Here is a 20,700-nt window from a genome sequence, read left to right as displayed (position 1 = left end):
CAGGGTAAGCGCGGGGAGATTCAGGGGGCGGAATAACAAAAAACATACAGGGGCAGGCTTAATAAATCTGCCAAAGATATTTGAATAATTAATACACACCTCTTTATCCAATAATAACAGTATTGAGCTGAAAAAAGAAGTTTGTATTTGCACAATTGCACAAAGTACATGGATTGTAAAAAATTTTATAAAAGCTTATTTTTCTTAATACTGTTCTTTTCTGCTTCGGCATTATATGCACAGCAAACGGTAATAACGGGTACCGTTACCGATGCAGGTAACAAACAAACCCTGCCTTCTGTTAGTATTTCTTTTACAGGCAGCACTACCGGTACCACCACAGATGTTAACGGTAAATTTCGCCTGGCCACAAACAATCAGCAATATAAACAAATCAAAATTTCGTTTTTAGGTTATAAAGATGCCTTTTTAGCTGTTGTTCCCGGTAAAGAGCAGGTTATAAATGTGAGGATGTTCCCGGCTTCGCAACAACTTAACGAAGTTGTGGTAAAATCGGGAAAAAAACCTAAATACCGTAACAAAGATAACCCAGCCGTTGAGCTGATCCGTAAGGTTATCGAAAACAAAGAAAAGAACCGTCCCGAAGCATATAACTACGTAGAGTACAAGGAATACGATAAAATGATGTTTGCGCTGAGCAATGTATCGGCCCAGTTTTCGGACAGGAAGTTTTTCCGCAAGTATAAGTTCATTTTAGATAACCGCGATAGCTCATTGATACCGGGTAAATCACTGCTGCCTATTTACCTTGATGAAAAACTGCAGCAGGTTTATTACCGTAAAAACCCCGAAAAAACGAGGGAAGATATAACCGGCCAAAAAAGCGTTAACTACGGTGCGGGTATCGATAATGAAGGCCTTACCCAATATTTCAAGCACCTATACAACAAGGTTGATATTTATACCAACAACGTATTTTTGATAACCAGCCAGTTTCTTAGCCCTATATCTGATAACTCGCCAAATTATTATAAATACTTTATTACCGATACCGTTGTTGATGCACATAATAACAAGCTGGTGAAGCTTGACTTTACCCCCCGCAATACAACCGACGTACTTTTTGAAGGTAGTATCTACATTACGCTTGATGGTAACTACGCTGTACAAAAGTGCGACCTGACCATCAATAAACATATCAATATCAACTTCATCAGGTCGATGACCGTTAACCTGGAGTTTCAGCAAAACCCTGATGGCCGCTATCACCTGAGCAAAAGTACCACCATTGCAGATTTTGGCGCATCCAAAAAAGATGCAAAGAGCGGTTTATTTGGTATCCGTGCCATAACCTACAGCAATTACGTTGTTAATAAGCCCCGGCCCGATACAACTTACCAGGGATCTCAATATGCCGAATTAAGCGATGAAGTGAAACACCGCCCCGAATCGTTCTGGCAGGAAAACAGACCAGATACTTTAACGCTTGCAGAATCAAAAGTTTATAAAAACATCGACAGCCTGCGTAACATGCCTTCGTTTAAACGTACGGTTGATATAGCAACCCTCCTGCTTGCAGGTTACAAAGGCTTTGGTAAATTTGAGTTAGGCCCCGCCAATACATTTTACAGCTTTAACCCGGTTGAAGGTTTCCGTTTACGTGTAGGCGGTCGTACCACGCCCGAATTAAGCAAACGTTATTATTTTGAAACTTATGCAGCTTATGGATTTAAAGATGAGCGCTGGAAGTACTTTTTAAGTGCAACGTATTCGCTTAACGATAAATCTATCTATCGTTTCCCTCAAAATTATATCAGGGCAAGTTTTCAGCGTGATACCAAGATCCCTGGTGCAAGCCTGCAGTTTGTACAGGAGGATAACTTTCTTTTGTCATTTAAGCGCGGCGTGAACGATAAGTTCCTGTATAACGATTTTTACAGGTTTGATTATTTACACGAACTGGAAAGCCATCTTTCGTTTGCAGCAGGCTTCAAAAAATGGACACAGGAGCCGGCAGGGTCATTATATTTTGATAATACCATTAATGATCTGCCAAACTCGGTTCATCACTTAACTACCACCGAGCTTACCGGAAGCATCCGCTGGGCACCTCATGAGCAGTTTTACCAGGGCAAGATCTACCGGATCCCTATCCCTAACAAATACCCGGCCTTCGAACTTGATTACGCGCAAGGTATTAAAGGCTTATTTGCCGGCGAATACAACTATCAAAAACTTGATTTCCGTGCCGATAAGCGCTTCTACTTTTCGCAGTTAGGTTATGCAGATATCAACGTTTCGGCGGGTAAAATATTCGGTTCGGTACCGTACCCTTTGTTAACCATACACAGGGCCAACCAAACTTATGCATATGATATCGATTCATACAACTTAATGAACTTTTTGGAGTTTGTAAGTGATAAATATGCCAGCTTCAGGATAGACCAGCACTTCAGCGGTTTCTTCTTTAATAAAATACCTTTATTAAAGAAACTGAAATGGCGCGAAACCGCATCTTTAAAAGTATTATACGGCGGCCTGTCCGATCAAAACAATCCGTCAATACATCCGTCATTATATCAATTGCCGGTTGGCACCGATGGTGTGCCGATCACTTATACATTGGGCAAAACACCTTATGTTGAGGGTAGTGTTGGTATTGAAAATATATTTAAATTTATACGCATAGATTTTGTGAGGCGCTTTAACTACCTTGACCAGCCAAACGTTGCCCAATGGGGGCTGCGCACCAGGGTTAAATTCGACTTCTAATCATCGCACCTAAATAAGCAAAGAGAAAAATGGAACAGCAAACAACAACACTTAGGAGATCTTTCAGAACCAGCCTGCAATTAGGCATTTATAAGGTTATTGATCCGTTTGTGAAGATCCTTATAAAAATAGGCTTAACCCCCAACGCCGTTACCACTATCGGTTTTGTACTTAATGTAGGCGTTGCGGGCATATTTATTTTAGGTGCAGAAGAAGGCAACCGCGGCGACCTGAGCTATGTTGGCTGGGCCGGCGGCCTGATCCTTTTTGCTGGTTTATTTGATATGCTTGATGGCCAGGTAGCCCGCTTAGGCAATATGAAATCAACCTTTGGCGCTTTGTACGATTCGGTACTTGACCGCTACAGCGAATTGATCATGTTCCTGGGAATTTGCTATTACCTGGTGGCACATCACTACTTCCTGAGCTCGATAGCTGCATTTATAGCGCTGATAGGCTCAATGATGGTTAGCTACGTACGTGCCCGTGCCGAAGGTTTAGGAGTTGAAATTAAAGGGGGTTTAATGCAAAGGCCAGAGCGTGTAGTAACCATAGGCCTATGCGCAGCACTTTCGGGTATAGTAGCCCAGTATATTGGCGGTAACTATAAATTGTTTATCCCCGGCATCAAATTTCATGTATTTGAAACTATATCGATATTTACAATCCCGCTGGTAATACTTGCTGTACTAACTAATATCACCGCATTTAACAGGCTCAGAGATGCTAAAAAAGCGTTAACGAAACTGGAGGAAGGGGAAGAATAGTTTTTAGTCCGGAAGTTGGCAAGACCGGTAGTTGGAAAGTCACAAGTTTTTAAGTCTGAAATTACAATCTTCGGACTTTCTGACTTCAGACTTCCGACTCAAAACTAATATCTTTGCTAAAATTGCCTTTTGTTGGTTAAAGGCCAGCCATCTTTAATAAATTAAAATACACCATAACAGGCAGAGAGATCCTAAAAACATTTTAAACCCTGATTATAACAATGAAAAAGAAATATATATCCAACTCGCAGGAATCTGTGCGAATGTTCAAGAGCGACTTTTTGGAAGGTTTATCAAAGGTACATTACACTGTTCCTTTGTATATTTTTGTACCTGTTATTGGATATTGCAGCTATAAATTTTTCGATTTAGGATTTGATGTGTTAACCTATCTCGGCCTGTTTATTTTCGGGCTTTTCATTTGGACTATCACCGAATACATCATGCACCGTTTTGTATTTCATTACCAGCCAAGTGAAAAACTGGAATGGGCACAACGCCTGCATTTCATTATGCACGGTGTACACCATGATTACCCGAGCGATGCCAAGCGCCTGGTATTGCCCCCTTCATTAAGCATTCCGCTGGCTACGGGCTTTTTCTTTTTGTTTAAATGGATATTGCCTGTAAACTACATTTGGGGCTTTTTTCCGGGCTTTATTTTAGGGTACCTGTTTTATGACATATCACACTATGCCATGCACCACTTTAATTTTAAAAGCGGGCTGTTCAAAAAAATAAAACAACACCATATGCTGCACCACTACCAGGATCCTGAAAAAGGTTATGGTGTGAGTTCACCTTTCTGGGATAAAATTTTCCGTTCAGATTTCTTAAAAAAGTAGCAATGACCAATGCCAATACTGGCGTAACGGTAAATGTCCGCTCGATAATTATTGTTTCGCTGCTTTCCATTGCTTACCTGGCGTTTTCAACTTTCCTTATTGGTTATAAACCGGATGAGCTTACGCTGGTAGTTATTTTCAATGTGCTGTTTTATGCATCAGCAATAACCCGCAAGTTTATATTGGGCTTCACTATTTTCATAGTGTACTGGATCATTTTTGATTACATGAAAGCCTTCCCCAATTACAATTACAACCCGGTACATATTGCCGAGCTTTACAATGCCGAAAAACACCTGTTCGGCATCCATTTTAACGGGAAACTGCTTACGCCTAACGAATACTGGCTGGCCAACAGTAACACTTTTATTGATGTGTTATCGGGCTTGTTCTACCTGTGCTGGATCCCTGTGCCGCTGGGCTTTGCCGCTTACCTGTTCTTCAAAAACAAAAAGCAGTTCCTTAATTTTTCGTTAACGTTTGTCCTGGTGAATATCCTGGGTTTTATAGTTTACTACACCTATCCTGCCGCACCGCCATGGTTTGTTCAATATCACGGGTTTCATTTTATTCCGTTAACTATGGGTAACACTGCCGGGCTGGCCAGGTTTGATGCCTATTTTCATGCCGGGGTTTTTAAAGGTATTTATACCAAAGGTTCAAACGTGTTTGCTGCCATGCCTTCGCTGCATTCGTCATACCCGGTTATAGTGCTTTACTATGGCTTAAAAAACAAGCTGGGACTTGCTAATATCTTTTTTGCAGTGGTAACCGTTGGTATCTGGTTTACGGCTGTTTATGCAAGCCACCATTACGTGCTTGACGTATTGGCCGGCATCACTTGTGCAGCATTAGGCATTACCTTATACAATGTACTGTTAAAGCAATTTGCAGGCTTACGATTAGCTCTGAATAAATACGAACGGGTGATCTCTTAAACAATCGCATAGTAAAAAATCTTTTCTGTATACTATCCTATGCATCAAAGCTGCTGCTGTGGAAAACGCGCGGGCAATTGTTGATTAATATTTTCAGGGTTATCCTCCTGAAAAACAGCCTGTACGCTTCAAAACAAATAAAAAACTGCACGACTTTGACAATCACCTATTGAAACGCCCTTAAACAGGCACACTATTTGCCTAATTATAAGTGGATTATTGTATTTTCGAGTAATCTGTTATATGAAGAGACTTATTACCTTACTTTTTATTCTGACAGCCACATTTAAATTATCAGCACATGCCGGTGACCTGGATAGCCTCAAGCAAAAATTACAGGTTACCAGCGACTCGCTAAAAGGCCCCATTTATACACAAATAGCTGCTTATTATTTGGGATATGATACCGTATCAACCCGACGAATGAAATACTATTTTCAAACCGAGGCGCTTAATTACACTATGCTTGCCCTACATACTTACTCAAGCTATAATGATACCTTAGGCTTACGTACAAGCTTTAACGCTTTGGCTAAAGTATACCGCTCACAGCGTAAATTTAGCCAGGCCAAATGGTTCATTTTGCAATCGAACACCATATCACGGCAAAGAAAAGATACCCTTAACATTATCAACTCACTTATCGAGCTGGCTGCCATTAAAAGCGACATCAAGGACTATAAACTCAGCATGAAAGACCTGAACGATGCTTTAACTTTATCGCTCAAAACCCACGATCCTAAAAAGGAATCGATAGTGCAGGTAGGCTATGCCGAATTGTACCGAAAAATGAACGATTACGATAAAGCTGCCGTTGCCATTAAACGCCATGAATTTTTGGACGATAGCCTCAATCAGGTTACTGTTGATAGCATTGCCAAGGTAGCCACAGCCGATTCGATCAGGATCAAAAAGCAGGATTCGGCGATAGCCAAAAAAAAAGTATATACCAAAAACTCCAGGCGCAGGCCAATGCTAAGGTACGCCAGGCACATAACGTCATTGTCGTTCTCATCGGCACCACTCTTGTTCTCGTCGTTATAGCCCTTATTATCATTTACAGGCGAAAGAAAACCGGCCGCTGGCGTTCAGCAATCAGAAGGCCGAAACAATAATTTAAACCACAGGCGTTTAAAAGTGTCAAAGCACTAAGATGAAAAAATTGATAGTATTATTTGCTGCATTGTTTTGGTTTGCGAATGCCTACAGCCAAAGCAGCAAACAATTCAGGACCGAGTTTTTAAACAGCATTAACGCTACCCGGCAAAAGGGCTGCAATTGCGGCAGCAAATATTTCCCACCGGCCCCTCCCCTCACCTGGAATAATGATTTGGAAGACGCAGCCATAGGCCACGCTAAAGACATGGCCCGCAAAAGCTATTTTAGTCACGATAGTAAAGACGGGCGCAGCATGGAAGACCGTATTGTTTACGCCGGTTATAAATTTAAAGGGTTCAAAAGTTTTGCCATAGGCGAAAACATTGCACAGGGCCAGCAAAGCATTGCAGAAGTGATGGCCGGCTGGTTTAAAAGCGAGGGCCATTGCCGTAATCTCATGAACCCCGATTTTAAAGAAGTCGGTGTGGCTGAATATAAAACCTACTGGGTACAGGATTTTGGGGGCAGAACATCATTTTCGGCTCAGCAACAAAAGTTGATTAAATCAGGGAGATACAGGCTAATACAGGAAAAGCCTGTGGAAGGGCATTGAACCGGGATTTTATAGTTTTTTTCGGAAGGCAAGATTAACCTGTCCGCTTGCAGACTTTTTCAGAACCATGATTTTCGGGATTTGAGGATTATTAAGATTTTCGAATTGCAAATCAAATCCAATTAATCCAAAAAATCCCCCCAAATCCCGGTTCAGATTATTCTGCTTTCGGTTTTGGCTCCCTTGGGCCGCGTTTGTAGATAATCAGGCCGTTCAGAAAATTACGCAGGATCTGATCGCCGCAGGGTTTAAAGTTGGGGTGATCATCAGCACGGAATATAGCGCCAATCTCGGCTTTGGTAATCCTGAAGTTGACAAGCTCTAAAACCTTGATGATATCATCATCAGTAAATTTCATAGCCACCCGCAGCTTTTTCATGATATCGTTATTACTCATAGTATTCTTCTTTTAATAAACAAAATTACCTCGAAATTTCCATCTTCACCTTTTTGCCTTTAATTTTTTCGGCCTTTACCTGTTTTACTACGCCTTCTATCTTATCGCGTTTAATGGCAGCGTAGGATGAGTAGTCAAGCACTTCTATCAAACCAAGGTCCTCCTTTGCCAGGCCGCCTTTTTTTAGCAGCAGGCCTACAATATCCACTTTATTAACCTTATCCTTTTTGCCGGCGGCTATGTACAAAGTAACCCATGGCGATGCTGGTGGAAAGATCAGCTTTTCGGGCAATTCCTCAATCTCGGGCAATTGCTTTAGGTATGGCAACTTTTCATCTGGCGTTAACATCAGGTATGATGTGCCTTTGGCATTCATGCGCGCCGTGCGGCCGTTACGGTGTAAAAAAGCCTCCTCATTATGCGGCAGCTGGTAATGCACCACATATTCTATCTCAGGGATATCCAGCCCGCGCGAAGCCAGATCGGTGGTGATCAGCAACCTGTGGCTTCCGTTCCTGAATTTTAACAGGGCCCGTTCACGGTCGTCCTGCTCCATCCCTCCGTGAAAAACATCATGTTCCAGCCCTTTATACCAAAGTAACTCGCTAATCCTGTCAACCGCTTCACGGTGGTTACAAAACACCAGGGTTGCTTTGTTTCCTATTTTACAGATCAGGGCAAACAGCGCATCAAGCTTATCGGCAGCTTCGGATATCACCGCCTTCTGTTTAATATCAGGTGCCGAAGTAACATTACTTAAAAAGTTCACCTCAACAGGTTTAACAATACCTGTGAAATCCGGGATCTCATTCATTTTTGTGGCCGAAGTCAATATCCGCTTTTTAACTGCGGGCAGTTGCCTGATGATATAAGTCATATCTTCCTGGAAACCGAACTCAAGCGCCTTATCAAACTCATCAAGAATGAGCGTACGTACAGTATCAGTACTAAAATTTTCTTCGCGCAGGTGAAAGGCGATCCGGCCTGGCGTACCAACCAAAACTGCAGGCGGATGCGAAAGATTATTGCGTTCAATTTTTACGGCATGGCCGCCATAACAGCAATTGATCTTAAATCCAGTACCCATAGATTTCCAAACCTGCTCAATTTGCAGGGCAAGCTCACGCGATGGTACCAGGATCATTACTTGTACTGTAGTTATACCGGCATCGAGCAGGTTAAGCAAAGGCAGTAAAAAACCAAGCGTTTTCCCCGAACCTGTAGGTGATAAAAGGATCACATCGCCTTTTTTAGCGGCACTAAGCGCGGCAAGCTGCATCGGATTAAGGGCAGTTATGCCGAGGTTACTCAATGCCTGATCAATCATGGTTTGTTTTTGTTGAGGGGCAAAGATACGGTAAAAATTATTGGAGCTGATTACCGGTGTTGGTTTAGGCAGCTATCAACCGGAGGGTTAGCTTAAGAGGTAAAAAGCGGGGGAATATGCGATTCCCCTCTTGAGACGGGTGCAGGGGTGTGTTTCTGCTTTGATAAACCAACCGCAGAAACACACCCCTGCTAACGCTCATTCCTCCGCGCCCCCTCTCAAGAGGGGATTTTTTGCTTTAGTTCCTTATTCCGCTATCTCCGTTTTAAAATTATGCTTGATAAACCTTGCAACCTTTTTAGCTTCCCGATGGCTTAGGTTTCCCATACAGGTATATTCCCATTCGTGCATTTTATCGTCAAAAACAATATCTCCAAGATCTGTTTCCCCTTCGCTTAACCTAAATACACCGGTGACATACACATGTGTACCGGGTATCAGCTGGTGTACCGCTTCAATGCTGATCTGGCGTATACCATCTTCGGTATCCAGATCATAAATCACCGACTTTTCCATGTATCAACTACAATATTAAGCCCGTTTTGTTTAAATAATTACTTAAAGGTTGGCCTACCAGCCCATGATTGCCATAACCCGGGTAAATTCGGGTTGCAACGCAGCTTTGATTGTTACTTCCCCGCCGGTTACAGGGTGTTTAAAAGTTAACTGCGAGGCATGCAGCAGCATGGTTGTCATTTCCCATTGCTCTAAAAAAAGCTTATTCTGTTTGTTGCAGCCATGGGTGCGGTCGCCAATAATGGGGTGAAAAATATGGCTCAGGTGCTTGCGTATTTGGTGCATACGCCCGGTTGTGGGCACAGCCTCGAGCAATGAATACCTTGAGGTAGGGTGTTTACCAAAGGCGATATCAAGTTCGGCTCTTTTAAGGGTAGTGTAATTGGTAAATGCGTTCTGCAAAGTCCCGTTCTCCTTACGCAGCGGATAATCTATATCTTCTGCATCAGGCGTGTGGCCTCTTACTATGGCCAGGTATTTCTTGCTCACCTGGTTTTCCATAAACGCTTTTTGCATGGCAATCTCTACCTCTTTATTAAAAGCAAAAAGCAGGATCCCCCCGGTTTTACGGTCGATACGGTGAACTGGGTTAACTTTCATGCCAATTTGATCGCGGAGCAATTGCAGGGCAAACTCTGAAGCATCGGCTGCTATGGCCGACCGGTGTACCAGCAATCCATGAGGCTTGTTGATGGCAATCAGGTGCTCGTCGCGGTATATGATCTCTAACATGGACATAATTACAAGGCTGCGAATTTACGGCAGCATTTTGGTTTTATTTCTGATCTCTACATTAAAATACCTCACAAAACCTTTTTAAACAGCTTTTAAAAGTTATTGATGTAAAAAAATAATTTTAAATAGTATTGCTTTTCCTATCTTTAGTTCACACCTAAAAATACAATTAAACTAATGGCTACCACAGCAAACCAGGCAAGTGCTAAACAGGCCGACGACATTAACGCGGCCCGCACCCGTTTATTTTCGTTGGATGCCCTCCGGGGATTTGATATGTTTTGGATCATGGGCGGCGAAGAGATCTTCCACGGCATGGCCAAAGCTACCGGCTCACCTTTCTGGGGCGCTATTGCCAACCAGTTCACCCATCCCGACTGGAATGGTTTTCACCTGTATGACCTTATTTTCCCGCTGTTCCTGTTTATGGCAGGCGTATCAACTCCATTTTCAGTTGGGCGCGAACTGGAAAAGGGCAAAACACGTCGGCAATTACTGCTCCGTGTTATAAAACGGGCTTTTATTTTAGTATTGCTCGGCCTGGTAGTAAACAACGGATTAAAAATTATGCCTGTTTCAGAAATCCGCTTCCCCAGCGTATTGGGCCGTATCGGTATCGCTTATATGTTTGCCAACATCATTTACCTGTACAGTACCGAGCGCTGGCAGATGTTTTGGTTCGGCTTTTTCATCATCGGCTACTGGCTGCTGCTTAAGTTTACTTCGGCCCCGGGCTTCCCTATGGGCGACCTGACCATGAAAGGCAACTTTGCTTCATATGTTGACCGCAGCATACTACCGGGCAGATTGTATTTGGGCATCCACGATCCTGAGGGACTTTTTTCAACCATTCCGGCTATCAGCACCGGCATATTAGGCATCCTTACCGGCCTGCTGCTTAAAAAAGGCGGTATTACCCAAATGCGCAAAGTAGCTACCATGGCTGTTGTGGGTGTGATCTTCCTTATTCTCGCCCAGATCTGGAACCTTGATTTCCCGATCAATAAAAACCTATGGACAAGCTCATTTGTGCTCCATGTAGGCGGTTTAAGTTTATTGCTGATGGCCTTATTTTATTATGTCATTGATGTAAAAGGCTATCAGAAATGGGCATTTTATTTCAGGGTGATAGGCATGAACTCCATCCTGATTTATATTTCGGGCCACTTTATTAAATGGAGTTATACTACCGAAGGCTTTTTTGGATGGATAGCCCAGTTAGTTGGCGATCCATATAACATTGTGGCGATGGCTATTTGCTTTGTGATGGTAAAATGGGTGTTTTTGTATTATTTGTATACAAAGAAAACATTTTTGAGAGTATAAAGGAACCATGATCAGAAGGATTTTAGGATGACCATGAATTAAAAACAAGGGCTATCCTAAAATCCTGTTCGTCATGACTCTGATTTTGTGTAATCTTCCAATCCTATAAATCGAGGTTCTCAGACATCAATAATATCCTAAAATCCTATAAATCAAGGTTCTGTTTATTCCAAACTTGCTGTTCCTCCGGCGTTAAGTAAGTCCAGGCCATAATTCGGCTTACCTTTTGGCCTTGCGACATATTGATGGTTTGCACAGCTTTTACGCCTTCTTTTTGAAGGGCATTATATAAGATCCTGAGATTTTCTTTTTTTGAAACCAGCGTGGTAAACCATAAAACCTGTTTTTCAAAAGCCTTGCTCTGCGCAGCCATCAGTTTCAGGAATGCGGCTTCGCCGCCGGGATACCACAATTCGGTATTTTGGCCGCCAAAATTAAGTATAGGTTGTTTATCCTTTCGTAAACCCAGGTTATCCCATTTACGGGCCGAACCGGCAGCAGCCTCTTTTGCCGAAGCGTGAAATGGCGGGTTACAAATGGTAAGATCAAATAACTCGCCGGGTTTAATGATCCCTTTAAATATATCTGCCTTTTTGCTTTGCTGCCTCAATTCAACAGCAACCTTTAACTGGCTGTTTTGTTCAACAATACTTTTTGCCGATGCCATAGCCTCCAGGTCGAGCTCGGAACCAACAAAGTTCCAGCCATATTCTTTGAAACCTACTATAGGATAAACCAGGTTAGCACCTACCCCAATATCAAGCACACGTACTCTCCTGCCTTTACGTACAACACCGTTATTAACAGAAGCAAGCAGATCGGCCGCGTAGTGGATATAATCGGCACGGCCCGGTATAGGCGGGCATAAAAAACCTTCGGGGATATCCCAGTGGCTTATACCGTAATGATGTTGCAGCAATGCCTTATTAAGCGTTTTCACTGCTTCCGGATCGGCAAAATTAATGGTAAAATTATCATACTCATTGGTACGCACAAATGGCCTCAAGGCAGGTGTGGCTTTTATCAATGCTTTAAAATCATACCCCTCGCGGTGTTTATTACGCGGGTGCATATTGTTTTTAGCCTCGGGCTGGTTGGATTCTTGTGCTGGCAAAGGAATAGTGTTTTTAGTTTATGATTAACCTACAATGCCATTCAGATCGGCAGGCGAATAATTAATAGATTTTAATGTTTTATGATCAGATGTGCGGTACACCAGGTACAAGCCGTCTATCTCTTTATAGTACGCATCCGTATCGGCCGTATTTTTATAATGTTCGATAGTTTTTTCGGCCTCTTCAACTGTTTTGCAGGCTTTGCTCATGTTGGAGCGGTGCACTTCATCAAACAACTCTTTAAATTTTGAGCCAAGGCCAAATTCAAGTACCGCACCTGATAATACATATTGCAAATCGCAAAGGGCATCAGCTACTTCAACCATGTTATTGTCATTAACGGCCTGCTGCAGCTCTTTTAATTCTTCGGCAATAAGTTCGATACGCAGATCGCAGCGTGCTTTTGAGGGTATTGCAGGTTTTTCAATTATAGGGTGTTTAAAAGTGGTATGAAATTCGGCTACCTGGGTTAATGCACTTAAATCTTTGATCATGTTGTTGTAGGGCGATAAATAAACGGCTAAGTTAAGAATTAACCCGAAGGCTTTCAAAAAATTAGTGCAACGCGTCAGGGAAATCGCGTTTAAAACATTGTAGAAGAATTAAAAGCAGATAAGCGAAATTACACACTAATTTTTCCGAATTAATCGAATTACACGAATGTTTAATATAGAAAGAATTTTAATTCGATTAATTGTGGCATACCTGCAAGGTAATTCGTGTGAAAATTCTTCTCTGCGATTTCTTCTAATAATCACAATTATTTAAAAGCGATTTCGCTGTGCAACGGGTATTAAGAGCCGAGCTTATAAACAGAACAATAAATAAAGCAGCAACACTTAATAGCGCTGATTATCAATTAATAAAAAGTTAACATAAATAGCAATTGTTAACATAAACATAATATTAAAAACACATTATATTAACCTAACTTTGCATCGCGCAGAAAAAACTCCGCTTCAATCGATTTTCTAATCCATTCACATGAAAAATATAAAAGATAAAGCCGCTACCAAGCAAGCCCGTAAAGTTCTTAAAAAACAATTAAAAGAAAAATTAGTGATCCAGATTGAAACCCTGGTAAGCGAATTTGGTCCTGATACCAGCAAAGCTAAAAAGGCTATCGACAAAGCTGCAAAAAACCTGGCAAAAACGTTGGCGGCTAAATTAAGCCCTGAAGTACATGCCGCACCTGCCGAGCCAAAAGTAAAAAAAGAGAAAAAAGGTGATACTGTCACTGAAACTAAACCCGCAAGCAAAAAAGCTAAAGCTACCGAAGCTGAACCAACTGCTTAATAGTACCACAAAATATTTCGTTTCTTAAATCCAGGAAAGCCAATTATTAAGTGTTTATTACCTTAATAATTGGCTTTTTGTAATTATTACTGATGCCTAATCAATAAGCATCTGGATTATGTCAGTATAAGAAGAACTAAAGATGGGCTTATAACAATGAACCTTCGGTCCCGTTTGATGCCGTTCAGATGGGCGAAAACGGCCGCGCTTTTTTGCCCGGGTAGGCTTTACATTTTAAATAATTAACTGACCGATTCGATACAGGTTACCCCGATTATGGGGCGACCTTTTTTATTTTGCAGAGAACTTAGCGCTATTATTTAAAAGCAGATTTTTTTTAATTGCAAGAGGATAAGGCAAAGTATCGCCCGCTGATTGATACAGGTATAAATCATAAAACAGTACTTTTTCTTTATCCCTTTTTTTAAATACAGCAAATTTGTATTTAGGCCTGTAAGACGAAAAATTGAGCTTTATGGTATCATTATTCAGCGTGTAGGTTCCACCCTCTTTATCTATGCCAAAACAAACCGATCTTATATAAAAAGTTTTGTTCTCTTTTAACTTAAGGGTAGTTGTGCAATTGGCCACACCTTCATTAAAAGCAATTAAAACATCTTTATCTTCAAGGCTTTCAAAATTAATGATCCCATAAGGCTGCCATACAATAAGTGATAACAAAAGCGCAGCAATACCTGTTGTCCAAACCACTGATCTGTTTTTAAACCGGTTACGTATAATACGATAAAATTGAACAAGCAGGCTTACAAAAAGCACCAGGAGTGTCAATACGCATACCGGGAACAAAAGCATGTTCCATCCTCCGAGCATGCCTTCCCAATAATAGCTCGTATTAATTAATACAAAAAGTATTAGTGCACCCGGAAGCAGGGTTTTGTTTCTGACCATTTTTAAATTGTGACTGTTAAATATACAAATCCAAACAGGATCTTAACCCCGTACTTTGATTACCCATACCAAAATCAAGGTAATTTGCGTTTACAAAATTGAAATTCAACGTAACATTTACCCGGGCTAAAACTCTAACTTTGAAACGCTCTGCTGAAGTCAACGTTAGCTCCGGCGCGAAAAATGTAAACATGCCTATCCCCAATCTACCGAAAACCCACACAGACGACCAGTTATTACAATTGATGGCCCGCGACAACCGCGATGCTTTCACCGAGCTGTATAACCGGTACTGGGATAAAACCTTTGCGGTAGCTTACCATCGTTTAGATGATGAGCATGAGGCCGAAGAAGTGGTTCAGGAAGTATTTTTAAGCATCTGGCAGCGCCGGGCAAGCCTTAAGTTAACCCATACAATGGCTACCTATCTTTCGGTAGCGGTTAAATACAAGGTGATCAATCATCTCGATCGCCAGTACAGAAAACAACAGCACCTGGATGAACTCGCTTTTACCTCGCCCGAAACAGACGACAGCACCACTCAATGGCTGGAGGAAAAAGAATTGCGCGAACGGCTCGACCACAGCATCAGTCAGCTACCCGAGAAATGCCGCATCGTTTTCCTGCTTAGCCGTGATGAAAATAAAACCTATGCCGAAATAGCTGCAGCATTAGGGATCACGCAAAAAACGGTAGAAGCACACATGTCAAAGGCATTAAGTTCGTTAAGGCAATCGCTGGGTATTTCTCTGCCGGTGCTAATTTTACTCCTCAGTTAACATATGCTTCAATTTTTAACATAATGAAGCGCGACACAGCCCGATTCAAGGATCTTTGATTCAATTAGCTTTAAGCCTACATTTCCCTTTAAACCTGCAGCTTCCAGCAAACTTCTCCCCTCGCCTACAATTACGGGATGTATAACATAATGGAACTCATCAACCAAACCAAGTTCAATGAGTTGTAAGGGCAGGTTCACACCTCCTATCGAAATATTACCACCGGTCTGTTGTTTCAGTTTGCGGATCTCATCTCCAGGGTTTGCCTGAGTAATTCGCGAGTTTTTATCGTCAGTACCGGTCAGCGTCCGGGAGAAAACGAGTTTTTCAATACTATCAAATGCCTGTGCAAATTCTTTTTCCTCTTTGGTTGATATAGGATCTTTGGCTGCATCCGGCCAATACGGAACCATTAGTTCGAAGGTTTTACGTCCGTATACAATCAGGTCTACACCATCCATAAGTAGGGTAAAATACTCTAATATATCCTTGCCGCCGCTAAATTTGGTGTGGTCGCAGCAACCATCTAAGCTCAGGTTAATGCCGTAGATTACTTTTCTCATTTGATTGGTTTTAATTGGCTTTTTTTAAAATTAGTAAATTTCAACCTACATAACTTATACAGATTTCTATCTCACCAAAAAGAAAAAACGATAACGGTAAATATTTTTCATTTTTCACTAAGGGTATCTGCTTTCATCACTGACTATATGTGCAAAAGGTTGAAAGATCAGTTACAATGGAAAACAACACCTACAACGTAAAGGAGCTTGCTCATAAGTTAAAACAAGGCACCATCAGTGCTGACGAAAAAGCCTGGCTCGATGCCTGGTATGCCAACTTTAGCGATGAAGAAGTATTGTTATCGGCTTCAAAATACCAAAACCCCGAACAGCTGCGGGAAAGTATTTTGAGCAAGATAACCGCACAAATGGAAACACCGGGGCAACCTGCGCGTAAGGTAATTACCTTATGGCGAAACATAGCTGCTGCAGCGGCTGTAGTATTGCTGATTACGTTTGCCGCGCTTTACAAAAACCAGGTATTGGAAGTTATTGATCCTGCCAAGCAGGTTGAGCTGGTTACGGCTCCGGGCAAACACCGGCAAATCAGCTTGCCCGATGGTACCCGGATCTGGCTTAGTCCCGGGAGCCGGATTAGCTACCCCAACAAATTCAGGACCAGGGAGCGTTTGGTAAAGCTGGAGGGCGAAGCGTTTTTCGATGTAGTACATGACGAGGACCACCCTTTCGTTATCCAATCGGGACAGCTTAAAACCGTGGTATTGGGTACCAGCTTTAATGTTAAAGCCTATCCCGACCAGATCATCTCCGAAGTTACGGTTATCAGCGGAAAGGTGGCGGTACAGGAGCATAACCTGCCCAAAAGCCGGCAAGCCATCATGGTACTTAACCAACGGGCAGTGTATAACAAAACCGACAGATCGTTAATTAAGGAAAATTATCCCAATGCCTCAAAATTCCTTTCACAACGTACCGGTTTGTTCAGTTATGACGGGGCCTCCCTGCAAACCGTGGTTGACGACCTGTCGCATCAGTATGGTATCCGCATGAACCTTGCGCCGGATATCACCCAAAAAGGCTTTTATGGTCATATTAACACGAATGAGCCTATCGACAAAACGTTTAATAAACTTTGCGCCGTGATGGACCTTCGCTGGAAGCGGGTCGAAGACCAATATTTCCTGCAACCTTTATCATCCAACAATTAACCTTTTCATTCTAAAACATCATCCCTAAAGGATAAAAAACCACACCAACAATTTAAAGCAACTATGAAAACCAACAGACCGGCATGGCCCTCCATGCTGATTTGCGAAATAACGCGAATACCCTTCCGAACGGCACTCTGCATGTTGTTATTTTTAATGATAGCGCTAAGCAATGCCCAAGCCCAGGGGCCTTTAGATAAACCCCTTACTATCAGTATCAATAACGAACCGCTTAAACAGGCTTTGGATAAGATCACGGCTGCCTGCGGCGTAAGGTTCACCTATAACGAAACTGTTGCCAAAAGCACGGTTAAGATCAGTGTCAACGCCCAAAATCAATCTTTAGGCGATGTATTACGCAAAGCCCTCGCCTCGCATCCCTTTAGTTTTACGGTGCTGGATAATGAAGTACTGATCAAATATGATGAGACTAAGACAAAAAAGCGGGCAGCCGCCCCGGCAGACGGAAAATACACCGTAAGCGGCACCATTAAATCAAAACAAACCGGCGAAACAATCATCGGGGCAAGCATCAGGGTTGCCGGTGCAAACGCGGGTACATCCAGTAATGAATACGGTTTTTATTCGCTCACGCTGCCTGCCGGCGACCACGAGCTTTTGGTAACCGCCATGGGGCAAAAAGCCGCAGTTGTTCCGGTATCATTAGCCGGTAACCTTCGTTTAAATATTGAGCTGGAAGACAATGCCCAGCAATTGCAGGAAGTAACCGTTAAAGCAGCGCCTGCCGGCGCACGCGACCTGGCCAGCCCGCAAATGGGCGTTGAGCACCTTAGCATCCAGGAAACCAAAAACATTCCCGTGCTGCTTGGTGAGCGCGATGTGATCAAAACCATCCAATTGCTGCCGGGCATCAAATCTGCCGGGGAAGGCAGCGGCGGGTTCTTTGTCCGCGGCGGTGCAACCGATCAAAATTTGATCCTGCTGGATGAAGCGCCCGTATACAATGCATCGCATCTGCTGGGTTTTTTCTCCACCTTTAACTCGGATGCCATCAAGAACATCAATATTTATAAAGGCGATATGCCCGCGCAATACGGCGGCAGGCTTTCATCCGTACTGGATATAAAAATGAACGATGGTAACAACCAAAAGTTTGGTGTAAGCGGCGGCATCGGCCTTATCGCAGCGCGCATCAACGCCGAAGGGCCTATTCAAAAAGGCAAATCATCTTTCCTGATTTCGGCCCGAAGAACATATGCAGATGTATTTTTAAAACTATCTAAAGATAGCATAGCCAAAAACAGCCAGCTTTATTTTTATGATGTAAACGCCAAGGCCAATTATGTTTTAGGGGATAAAGACCGGTTGTTTGTTTCAGGATATTTTGGCAAGGATGTGCTTAAGGCTGCCGATATAGCCGGCATTAACTGGGGCAATACCACGGCTACCCTGCGCTGGAACCATATTTTTAACAGTCAGCTATTTTCAAACACCTCGCTCATTTACAGCAATTACGATTACAAGCTTAACATTAAACAGGATGTGAACGAATACAATATTTATTCACAGATCCGCGATTTCAACTTTAAGGAAGACATGCAATGGTATGCCGGCGGCAAAAACACCATCAGCTTTGGTGTAAACAGCATTTACCATACCATTAAACCGGGCGAAATTTCGGCCACAGGTAACTCCGGCGTTATCTCACAAAGCCTGCAAAACAGGTACGCCCTTGAAAACGCTGCTTATGTTACCAACACATGGAAAGCAACCGACCGCTTTACATTAACTTATGGTGTACGCCTGTCGGCCTTTACCATACTTGGTCCGGGCGATTATTATGATATTGATGCTGATGGGAACATTGTGGGCTCTAAACATTACACTTCCGGCCAGGAGGTAAAAACCTATGTTAACCCCGAGCCCCGCATTGCAGCAGCTTTCCAGCTAAATGACGTAAGCTCTATAAAGGCATCGTACGCCCGTAATGCGCAAAACCTGCATTTGATCTCCAACTCTAATTCGGGTTCGCCAACAGATAAATGGGTAGCAAGCACCAACCTCATCAAACCCGAACTTGCCGACCAGTTCTCTGTAGGCTACTACAAAGACTTCAACGATCATAACTATGAATTTACCGTTGAAAGCTACTATAAAAAGCTGCAAAACCAGATAGATTACCGCAATGGCGCCAATGTGTTCACCAACCAGCCGATAGAAACACAATTGCTTTTCGGAAAAGGCCGCGCCTATGGTGCCGAGTTTTTACTGAAGAAGAAAACCGGCAGGCTTAGCGGCTGGATCAGCTATACGCTGTCAAAATCTGAACGGATGATTGATGGCATCAATAACAACCAATGGTACAATGCCAGGCAGGACCGTACCCATGACATTGCCATTGTAGCCATGTATAAAGCAAGCGAAAAATGGACATTCTCGGCCAATTTTGTGTATTATACCGGCGATGCCGTGACCTTCCCGAGCGGCAAATACCAGGTTGACGGCGTAACTTATTACTACTATACCAACCGCAATGCCGACAGGATGCCGGCCTACCACCGCTTAGACCTGGGGGCCACCCGACAACTCAAAAAAACGGCGAAGTTTCAATCTGATTTAACCTTCAGTCTTTATAATGCTTACGGCAACCCTAACGCTTACCGCATATTTTTCCGCGATAATAAAACCGATGCAAGCCGTACTGAAGCCGTACGTACTACCCTGTTCACCTTTGTACCTTCGGTTACCTATAACTTTAAATTTTAAGCCGATGAAAAACACTATAAAATATATAACCATTATGCTTTTTGCAGCAGCATTAAGCAGTTGCGAAAAAGCCATCGACCTGAAACTGAAAGACACCACCCCGCAATATGTGGTTGAAGGTGTATTAACCAACCAGGCCGGCGGCTGCAAAGTATTATTAAGTAAAACCAAAAACTTCACCGATAATAATGATTTCAATGGCATAAGCGGCGCTATCGTTACCATTGCCGACGACAATAACAATGTTTACCCGCTTACAGCTACAAGTACCGGCATTTACCAAAACAGTACTTTAACAGGCACCTCCGGCCATACCTATCAGCTTAGTGTGAATATTGATGGCAAAACATTCACTTCAAGTTGCTTAATGCATCCCGCTGTTCCTTTAGATAGTATTTACCTGGTTAAAGACGAGCTTGAAAATAACAAGGACGGCACCCCGCGCAAATATGTTACCGTTCGATATGACGACCCTATAGCTACCAAAAACTATTACCGCTTTGTACAATATGTAAACGGCCGCAAAGAAGAAACAATTATGCTGGAAGACGACGAATTTACCAACGGGCAGGAAGTGAACAACAACCTGCGGTTTGACAACAGTAACGACAACCCTGCAAGGGACATCCGCCCCGGTAATGAGGTAACCATCGAAATGATGAGTATTGACCAGGCCGTGTACAAATACTTTTACAGCCTCAGTAACAGCGCCAACGGCGATGGCAATAACGCCGCCCCGGCAAATCCATTAACTAATATTAAAGGCGGCGCATTGGGCTATTTTAGCGTGCATACGGTGGAGAGGAAGACTTTGACAGCGCCATGAGCCCCCAGCCCCTTAAAGAGG

General features: G+C 42.8%; 20 protein-coding genes. 12 read left to right on the top strand and 8 right to left on the bottom strand.

The genetic code is table 11. From position 1 onward, the window contains the following. Positions 1–168 precede the first annotated feature (168 nt). From SNE26_RS03955 to SNE26_RS03930, 6 genes are all read left to right on the top strand, one after another. Positions 169–2,733 (top strand): DUF5686 family protein, encoded by a 2,565-nt coding sequence (locus SNE26_RS03955; RefSeq protein ID WP_321558074.1) that lies wholly within the window; start codon positions 169–171, stop codon positions 2,731–2,733. Between the two features lie 29 nt (positions 2,734–2,762). Then, the gene (locus SNE26_RS03950; protein ID WP_321558073.1) at positions 2,763–3,500 is read left to right on the top strand and encodes a CDP-alcohol phosphatidyltransferase family protein; all 738 of its coding nucleotides are present in this window, start codon (positions 2,763–2,765) and stop codon (positions 3,498–3,500) included. Between the two features lie 221 nt (positions 3,501–3,721). After that, complete coding sequence (locus SNE26_RS03945; RefSeq protein ID WP_321558072.1) at positions 3,722–4,345, top strand: sterol desaturase family protein; 624 nt, start codon at positions 3,722–3,724, stop codon at positions 4,343–4,345. Between the two features lie 2 nt (positions 4,346–4,347). Continuing rightward, positions 4,348–5,283, top strand: a complete 936-nt coding sequence (locus SNE26_RS03940) for a phosphatase PAP2 family protein (RefSeq protein ID WP_321558071.1) — start codon at positions 4,348–4,350, stop codon at positions 5,281–5,283. Between the two features lie 243 nt (positions 5,284–5,526). Further along, the gene (locus tag SNE26_RS03935) at positions 5,527–6,327 is read left to right on the top strand and encodes a hypothetical protein (protein WP_321558070.1); all 801 of its coding nucleotides are present in this window, start codon (positions 5,527–5,529) and stop codon (positions 6,325–6,327) included. 109 nt (positions 6,328–6,436) lie between these two features. Further along, positions 6,437–6,994: a CAP domain-containing protein gene (locus SNE26_RS03930; RefSeq protein ID WP_321558069.1), complete on the top strand. Its 558-nt coding sequence runs from the start codon at positions 6,437–6,439 to the stop codon at positions 6,992–6,994. Between the two features lie 157 nt (positions 6,995–7,151). Here SNE26_RS03930 and SNE26_RS03925 read toward each other — a convergent pair whose 3' ends face one another. The 4 genes from SNE26_RS03925 to SNE26_RS03910 form a co-directional block, all read right to left on the bottom strand. Next, the gene (locus SNE26_RS03925) at positions 7,152–7,391 is read right to left on the bottom strand and encodes a DUF1456 family protein (protein WP_243486578.1); all 240 of its coding nucleotides are present in this window, start codon (positions 7,389–7,391) and stop codon (positions 7,152–7,154) included. A 25-nt stretch (positions 7,392–7,416) separates the two neighbouring features. Then, on the bottom strand, positions 7,417–8,718 hold the full coding sequence (locus tag SNE26_RS03920) for a DEAD/DEAH box helicase (RefSeq protein ID WP_321558068.1): 1,302 nt from the start codon (positions 8,716–8,718) through the stop codon (positions 7,417–7,419). 246 nt (positions 8,719–8,964) lie between these two features. Next, complete coding sequence (locus SNE26_RS03915; protein WP_321558067.1) at positions 8,965–9,234, bottom strand: hypothetical protein; 270 nt, start codon at positions 9,232–9,234, stop codon at positions 8,965–8,967. Positions 9,235–9,288: 54 nt separating this feature from the next. Further along, positions 9,289–9,966 carry a pseudouridine synthase gene (locus SNE26_RS03910; protein WP_321558066.1) on the bottom strand — a complete coding sequence of 226 codons (678 nt, stop codon included), beginning with the start codon at positions 9,964–9,966 and terminating at the stop codon, positions 9,289–9,291. A 180-nt stretch (positions 9,967–10,146) separates the two neighbouring features. On the opposite strand from SNE26_RS03910, the gene SNE26_RS03905 reads away from it, so the two are divergent. Then, entirely contained in the window at positions 10,147–11,295 is a 1,149-nt protein-coding gene (locus SNE26_RS03905; protein WP_321558065.1) for a DUF5009 domain-containing protein, read from the top strand. Positions 11,296–11,440: 145 nt separating this feature from the next. Here the strand turns inward: SNE26_RS03905 and rlmF are convergent, their stop codons facing one another. Together rlmF and SNE26_RS03895 are read right to left on the bottom strand one after the other, a co-directional pair. Next, positions 11,441–12,409 carry a 23S rRNA (adenine(1618)-N(6))-methyltransferase RlmF gene (gene rlmF / locus SNE26_RS03900; protein ID WP_321558064.1) on the bottom strand — a complete coding sequence of 323 codons (969 nt, stop codon included), beginning with the start codon at positions 12,407–12,409 and terminating at the stop codon, positions 11,441–11,443. A gap of 24 nt (positions 12,410–12,433) precedes the next feature. Further along, on the bottom strand, positions 12,434–12,904 hold the full coding sequence (locus SNE26_RS03895) for a nucleoside triphosphate pyrophosphohydrolase family protein (protein WP_321558063.1): 471 nt from the start codon (positions 12,902–12,904) through the stop codon (positions 12,434–12,436). 490 nt (positions 12,905–13,394) lie between these two features. Between SNE26_RS03895 and SNE26_RS03890 the strand changes: the two genes are divergently transcribed. Further along, entirely contained in the window at positions 13,395–13,706 is a 312-nt protein-coding gene (locus tag SNE26_RS03890) for a hypothetical protein (RefSeq protein WP_321558062.1), read from the top strand. A gap of 291 nt (positions 13,707–13,997) precedes the next feature. Here SNE26_RS03890 and SNE26_RS03885 read toward each other — a convergent pair whose 3' ends face one another. After that, positions 13,998–14,615 carry a hypothetical protein gene (locus SNE26_RS03885; RefSeq protein ID WP_321558061.1) on the bottom strand — a complete coding sequence of 206 codons (618 nt, stop codon included), beginning with the start codon at positions 14,613–14,615 and terminating at the stop codon, positions 13,998–14,000. 140 nt (positions 14,616–14,755) lie between these two features. Between SNE26_RS03885 and SNE26_RS03880 the strand changes: the two genes are divergently transcribed. Next, positions 14,756–15,394 (top strand): RNA polymerase sigma-70 factor, encoded by a 639-nt coding sequence (locus SNE26_RS03880; RefSeq protein WP_321558060.1) that lies wholly within the window; start codon positions 14,756–14,758, stop codon positions 15,392–15,394. Between the two features lie 8 nt (positions 15,395–15,402). On the opposite strand, the gene SNE26_RS03875 is transcribed toward SNE26_RS03880, so the two are convergent. Next, on the bottom strand, positions 15,403–15,957 hold the full coding sequence (locus tag SNE26_RS03875; RefSeq protein WP_321558059.1) for a dihydrofolate reductase family protein: 555 nt from the start codon (positions 15,955–15,957) through the stop codon (positions 15,403–15,405). Positions 15,958–16,133: 176 nt separating this feature from the next. Here SNE26_RS03875 and SNE26_RS03870 point away from each other — a divergent pair, with 176 nt between their 5' ends. The 3 genes from SNE26_RS03870 (at position 16,134) to SNE26_RS03860 (ending at position 20,679) form a co-directional block, all read left to right on the top strand. Next, on the top strand, positions 16,134–17,126 hold the full coding sequence (locus SNE26_RS03870; RefSeq protein WP_321558058.1) for a FecR domain-containing protein: 993 nt from the start codon (positions 16,134–16,136) through the stop codon (positions 17,124–17,126). Positions 17,127–17,189: 63 nt separating this feature from the next. Further along, positions 17,190–19,853 (top strand): TonB-dependent receptor, encoded by a 2,664-nt coding sequence (locus SNE26_RS03865; protein WP_321558057.1) that lies wholly within the window; start codon positions 17,190–17,192, stop codon positions 19,851–19,853. Between the two features lie 4 nt (positions 19,854–19,857). Next, positions 19,858–20,679, top strand: coding sequence for a DUF4249 domain-containing protein (locus tag SNE26_RS03860; RefSeq protein WP_321558056.1), 822 nt, complete (start codon positions 19,858–19,860; stop codon positions 20,677–20,679). Positions 20,680–20,700: the final 21 nt, after the last annotated feature.

Origin of the sequence: Mucilaginibacter sp. cycad4, from assembly GCF_034263275.1 — a bacterium.
Lineage (GTDB): Bacteria > Bacteroidota > Bacteroidia > Sphingobacteriales > Sphingobacteriaceae > Mucilaginibacter.
Note: the sequence above shows the minus strand (reverse complement) of the source record. Positions and strands in the feature narration are given on the sequence as shown.

Bases quoted from the DNA above. Each gene is read 5' to 3' on its own strand.
- SNE26_RS03955 (WP_321558074.1), top strand. From the start codon at position 169: ATGGATTGTAAAAAATTTTATAAAAGCTTATTTTTCTTAATACTGTTC.
- SNE26_RS03950 (WP_321558073.1), top strand. From the start codon at position 2,763: ATGGAACAGCAAACAACAACACTTAGGAGATCTTTCAGAACCAGCCTG.
- SNE26_RS03945 (WP_321558072.1), top strand. From the start codon at position 3,722: ATGAAAAAGAAATATATATCCAACTCGCAGGAATCTGTGCGAATGTTC.
- SNE26_RS03940 (WP_321558071.1), top strand. From the start codon at position 4,348: ATGACCAATGCCAATACTGGCGTAACGGTAAATGTCCGCTCGATAATT.
- SNE26_RS03935 (WP_321558070.1), top strand. From the start codon at position 5,527: ATGAAGAGACTTATTACCTTACTTTTTATTCTGACAGCCACATTTAAA.
- SNE26_RS03930 (WP_321558069.1), top strand. From the start codon at position 6,437: ATGAAAAAATTGATAGTATTATTTGCTGCATTGTTTTGGTTTGCGAAT.
- SNE26_RS03925 (WP_243486578.1), bottom strand. From the start codon at position 7,391: ATGAGTAATAACGATATCATGAAAAAGCTGCGGGTGGCTATGAAATTT.
- SNE26_RS03920 (WP_321558068.1), bottom strand. From the start codon at position 8,718: ATGATTGATCAGGCATTGAGTAACCTCGGCATAACTGCCCTTAATCCG.
- SNE26_RS03915 (WP_321558067.1), bottom strand. From the start codon at position 9,234: ATGGAAAAGTCGGTGATTTATGATCTGGATACCGAAGATGGTATACGC.
- SNE26_RS03910 (WP_321558066.1), bottom strand. From the start codon at position 9,966: ATGTTAGAGATCATATACCGCGACGAGCACCTGATTGCCATCAACAAG.
- SNE26_RS03905 (WP_321558065.1), top strand. From the start codon at position 10,147: ATGGCTACCACAGCAAACCAGGCAAGTGCTAAACAGGCCGACGACATT.
- SNE26_RS03895 (WP_321558063.1), bottom strand. From the start codon at position 12,904: ATGATCAAAGATTTAAGTGCATTAACCCAGGTAGCCGAATTTCATACC.
- SNE26_RS03890 (WP_321558062.1), top strand. From the start codon at position 13,395: ATGAAAAATATAAAAGATAAAGCCGCTACCAAGCAAGCCCGTAAAGTT.
- SNE26_RS03885 (WP_321558061.1), bottom strand. From the start codon at position 14,615: ATGGTCAGAAACAAAACCCTGCTTCCGGGTGCACTAATACTTTTTGTA.
- SNE26_RS03875 (WP_321558059.1), bottom strand. From the start codon at position 15,957: ATGAGAAAAGTAATCTACGGCATTAACCTGAGCTTAGATGGTTGCTGC.
- SNE26_RS03870 (WP_321558058.1), top strand. From the start codon at position 16,134: ATGGAAAACAACACCTACAACGTAAAGGAGCTTGCTCATAAGTTAAAA.
- SNE26_RS03865 (WP_321558057.1), top strand. From the start codon at position 17,190: ATGAAAACCAACAGACCGGCATGGCCCTCCATGCTGATTTGCGAAATA.
- SNE26_RS03860 (WP_321558056.1), top strand. From the start codon at position 19,858: ATGAAAAACACTATAAAATATATAACCATTATGCTTTTTGCAGCAGCA.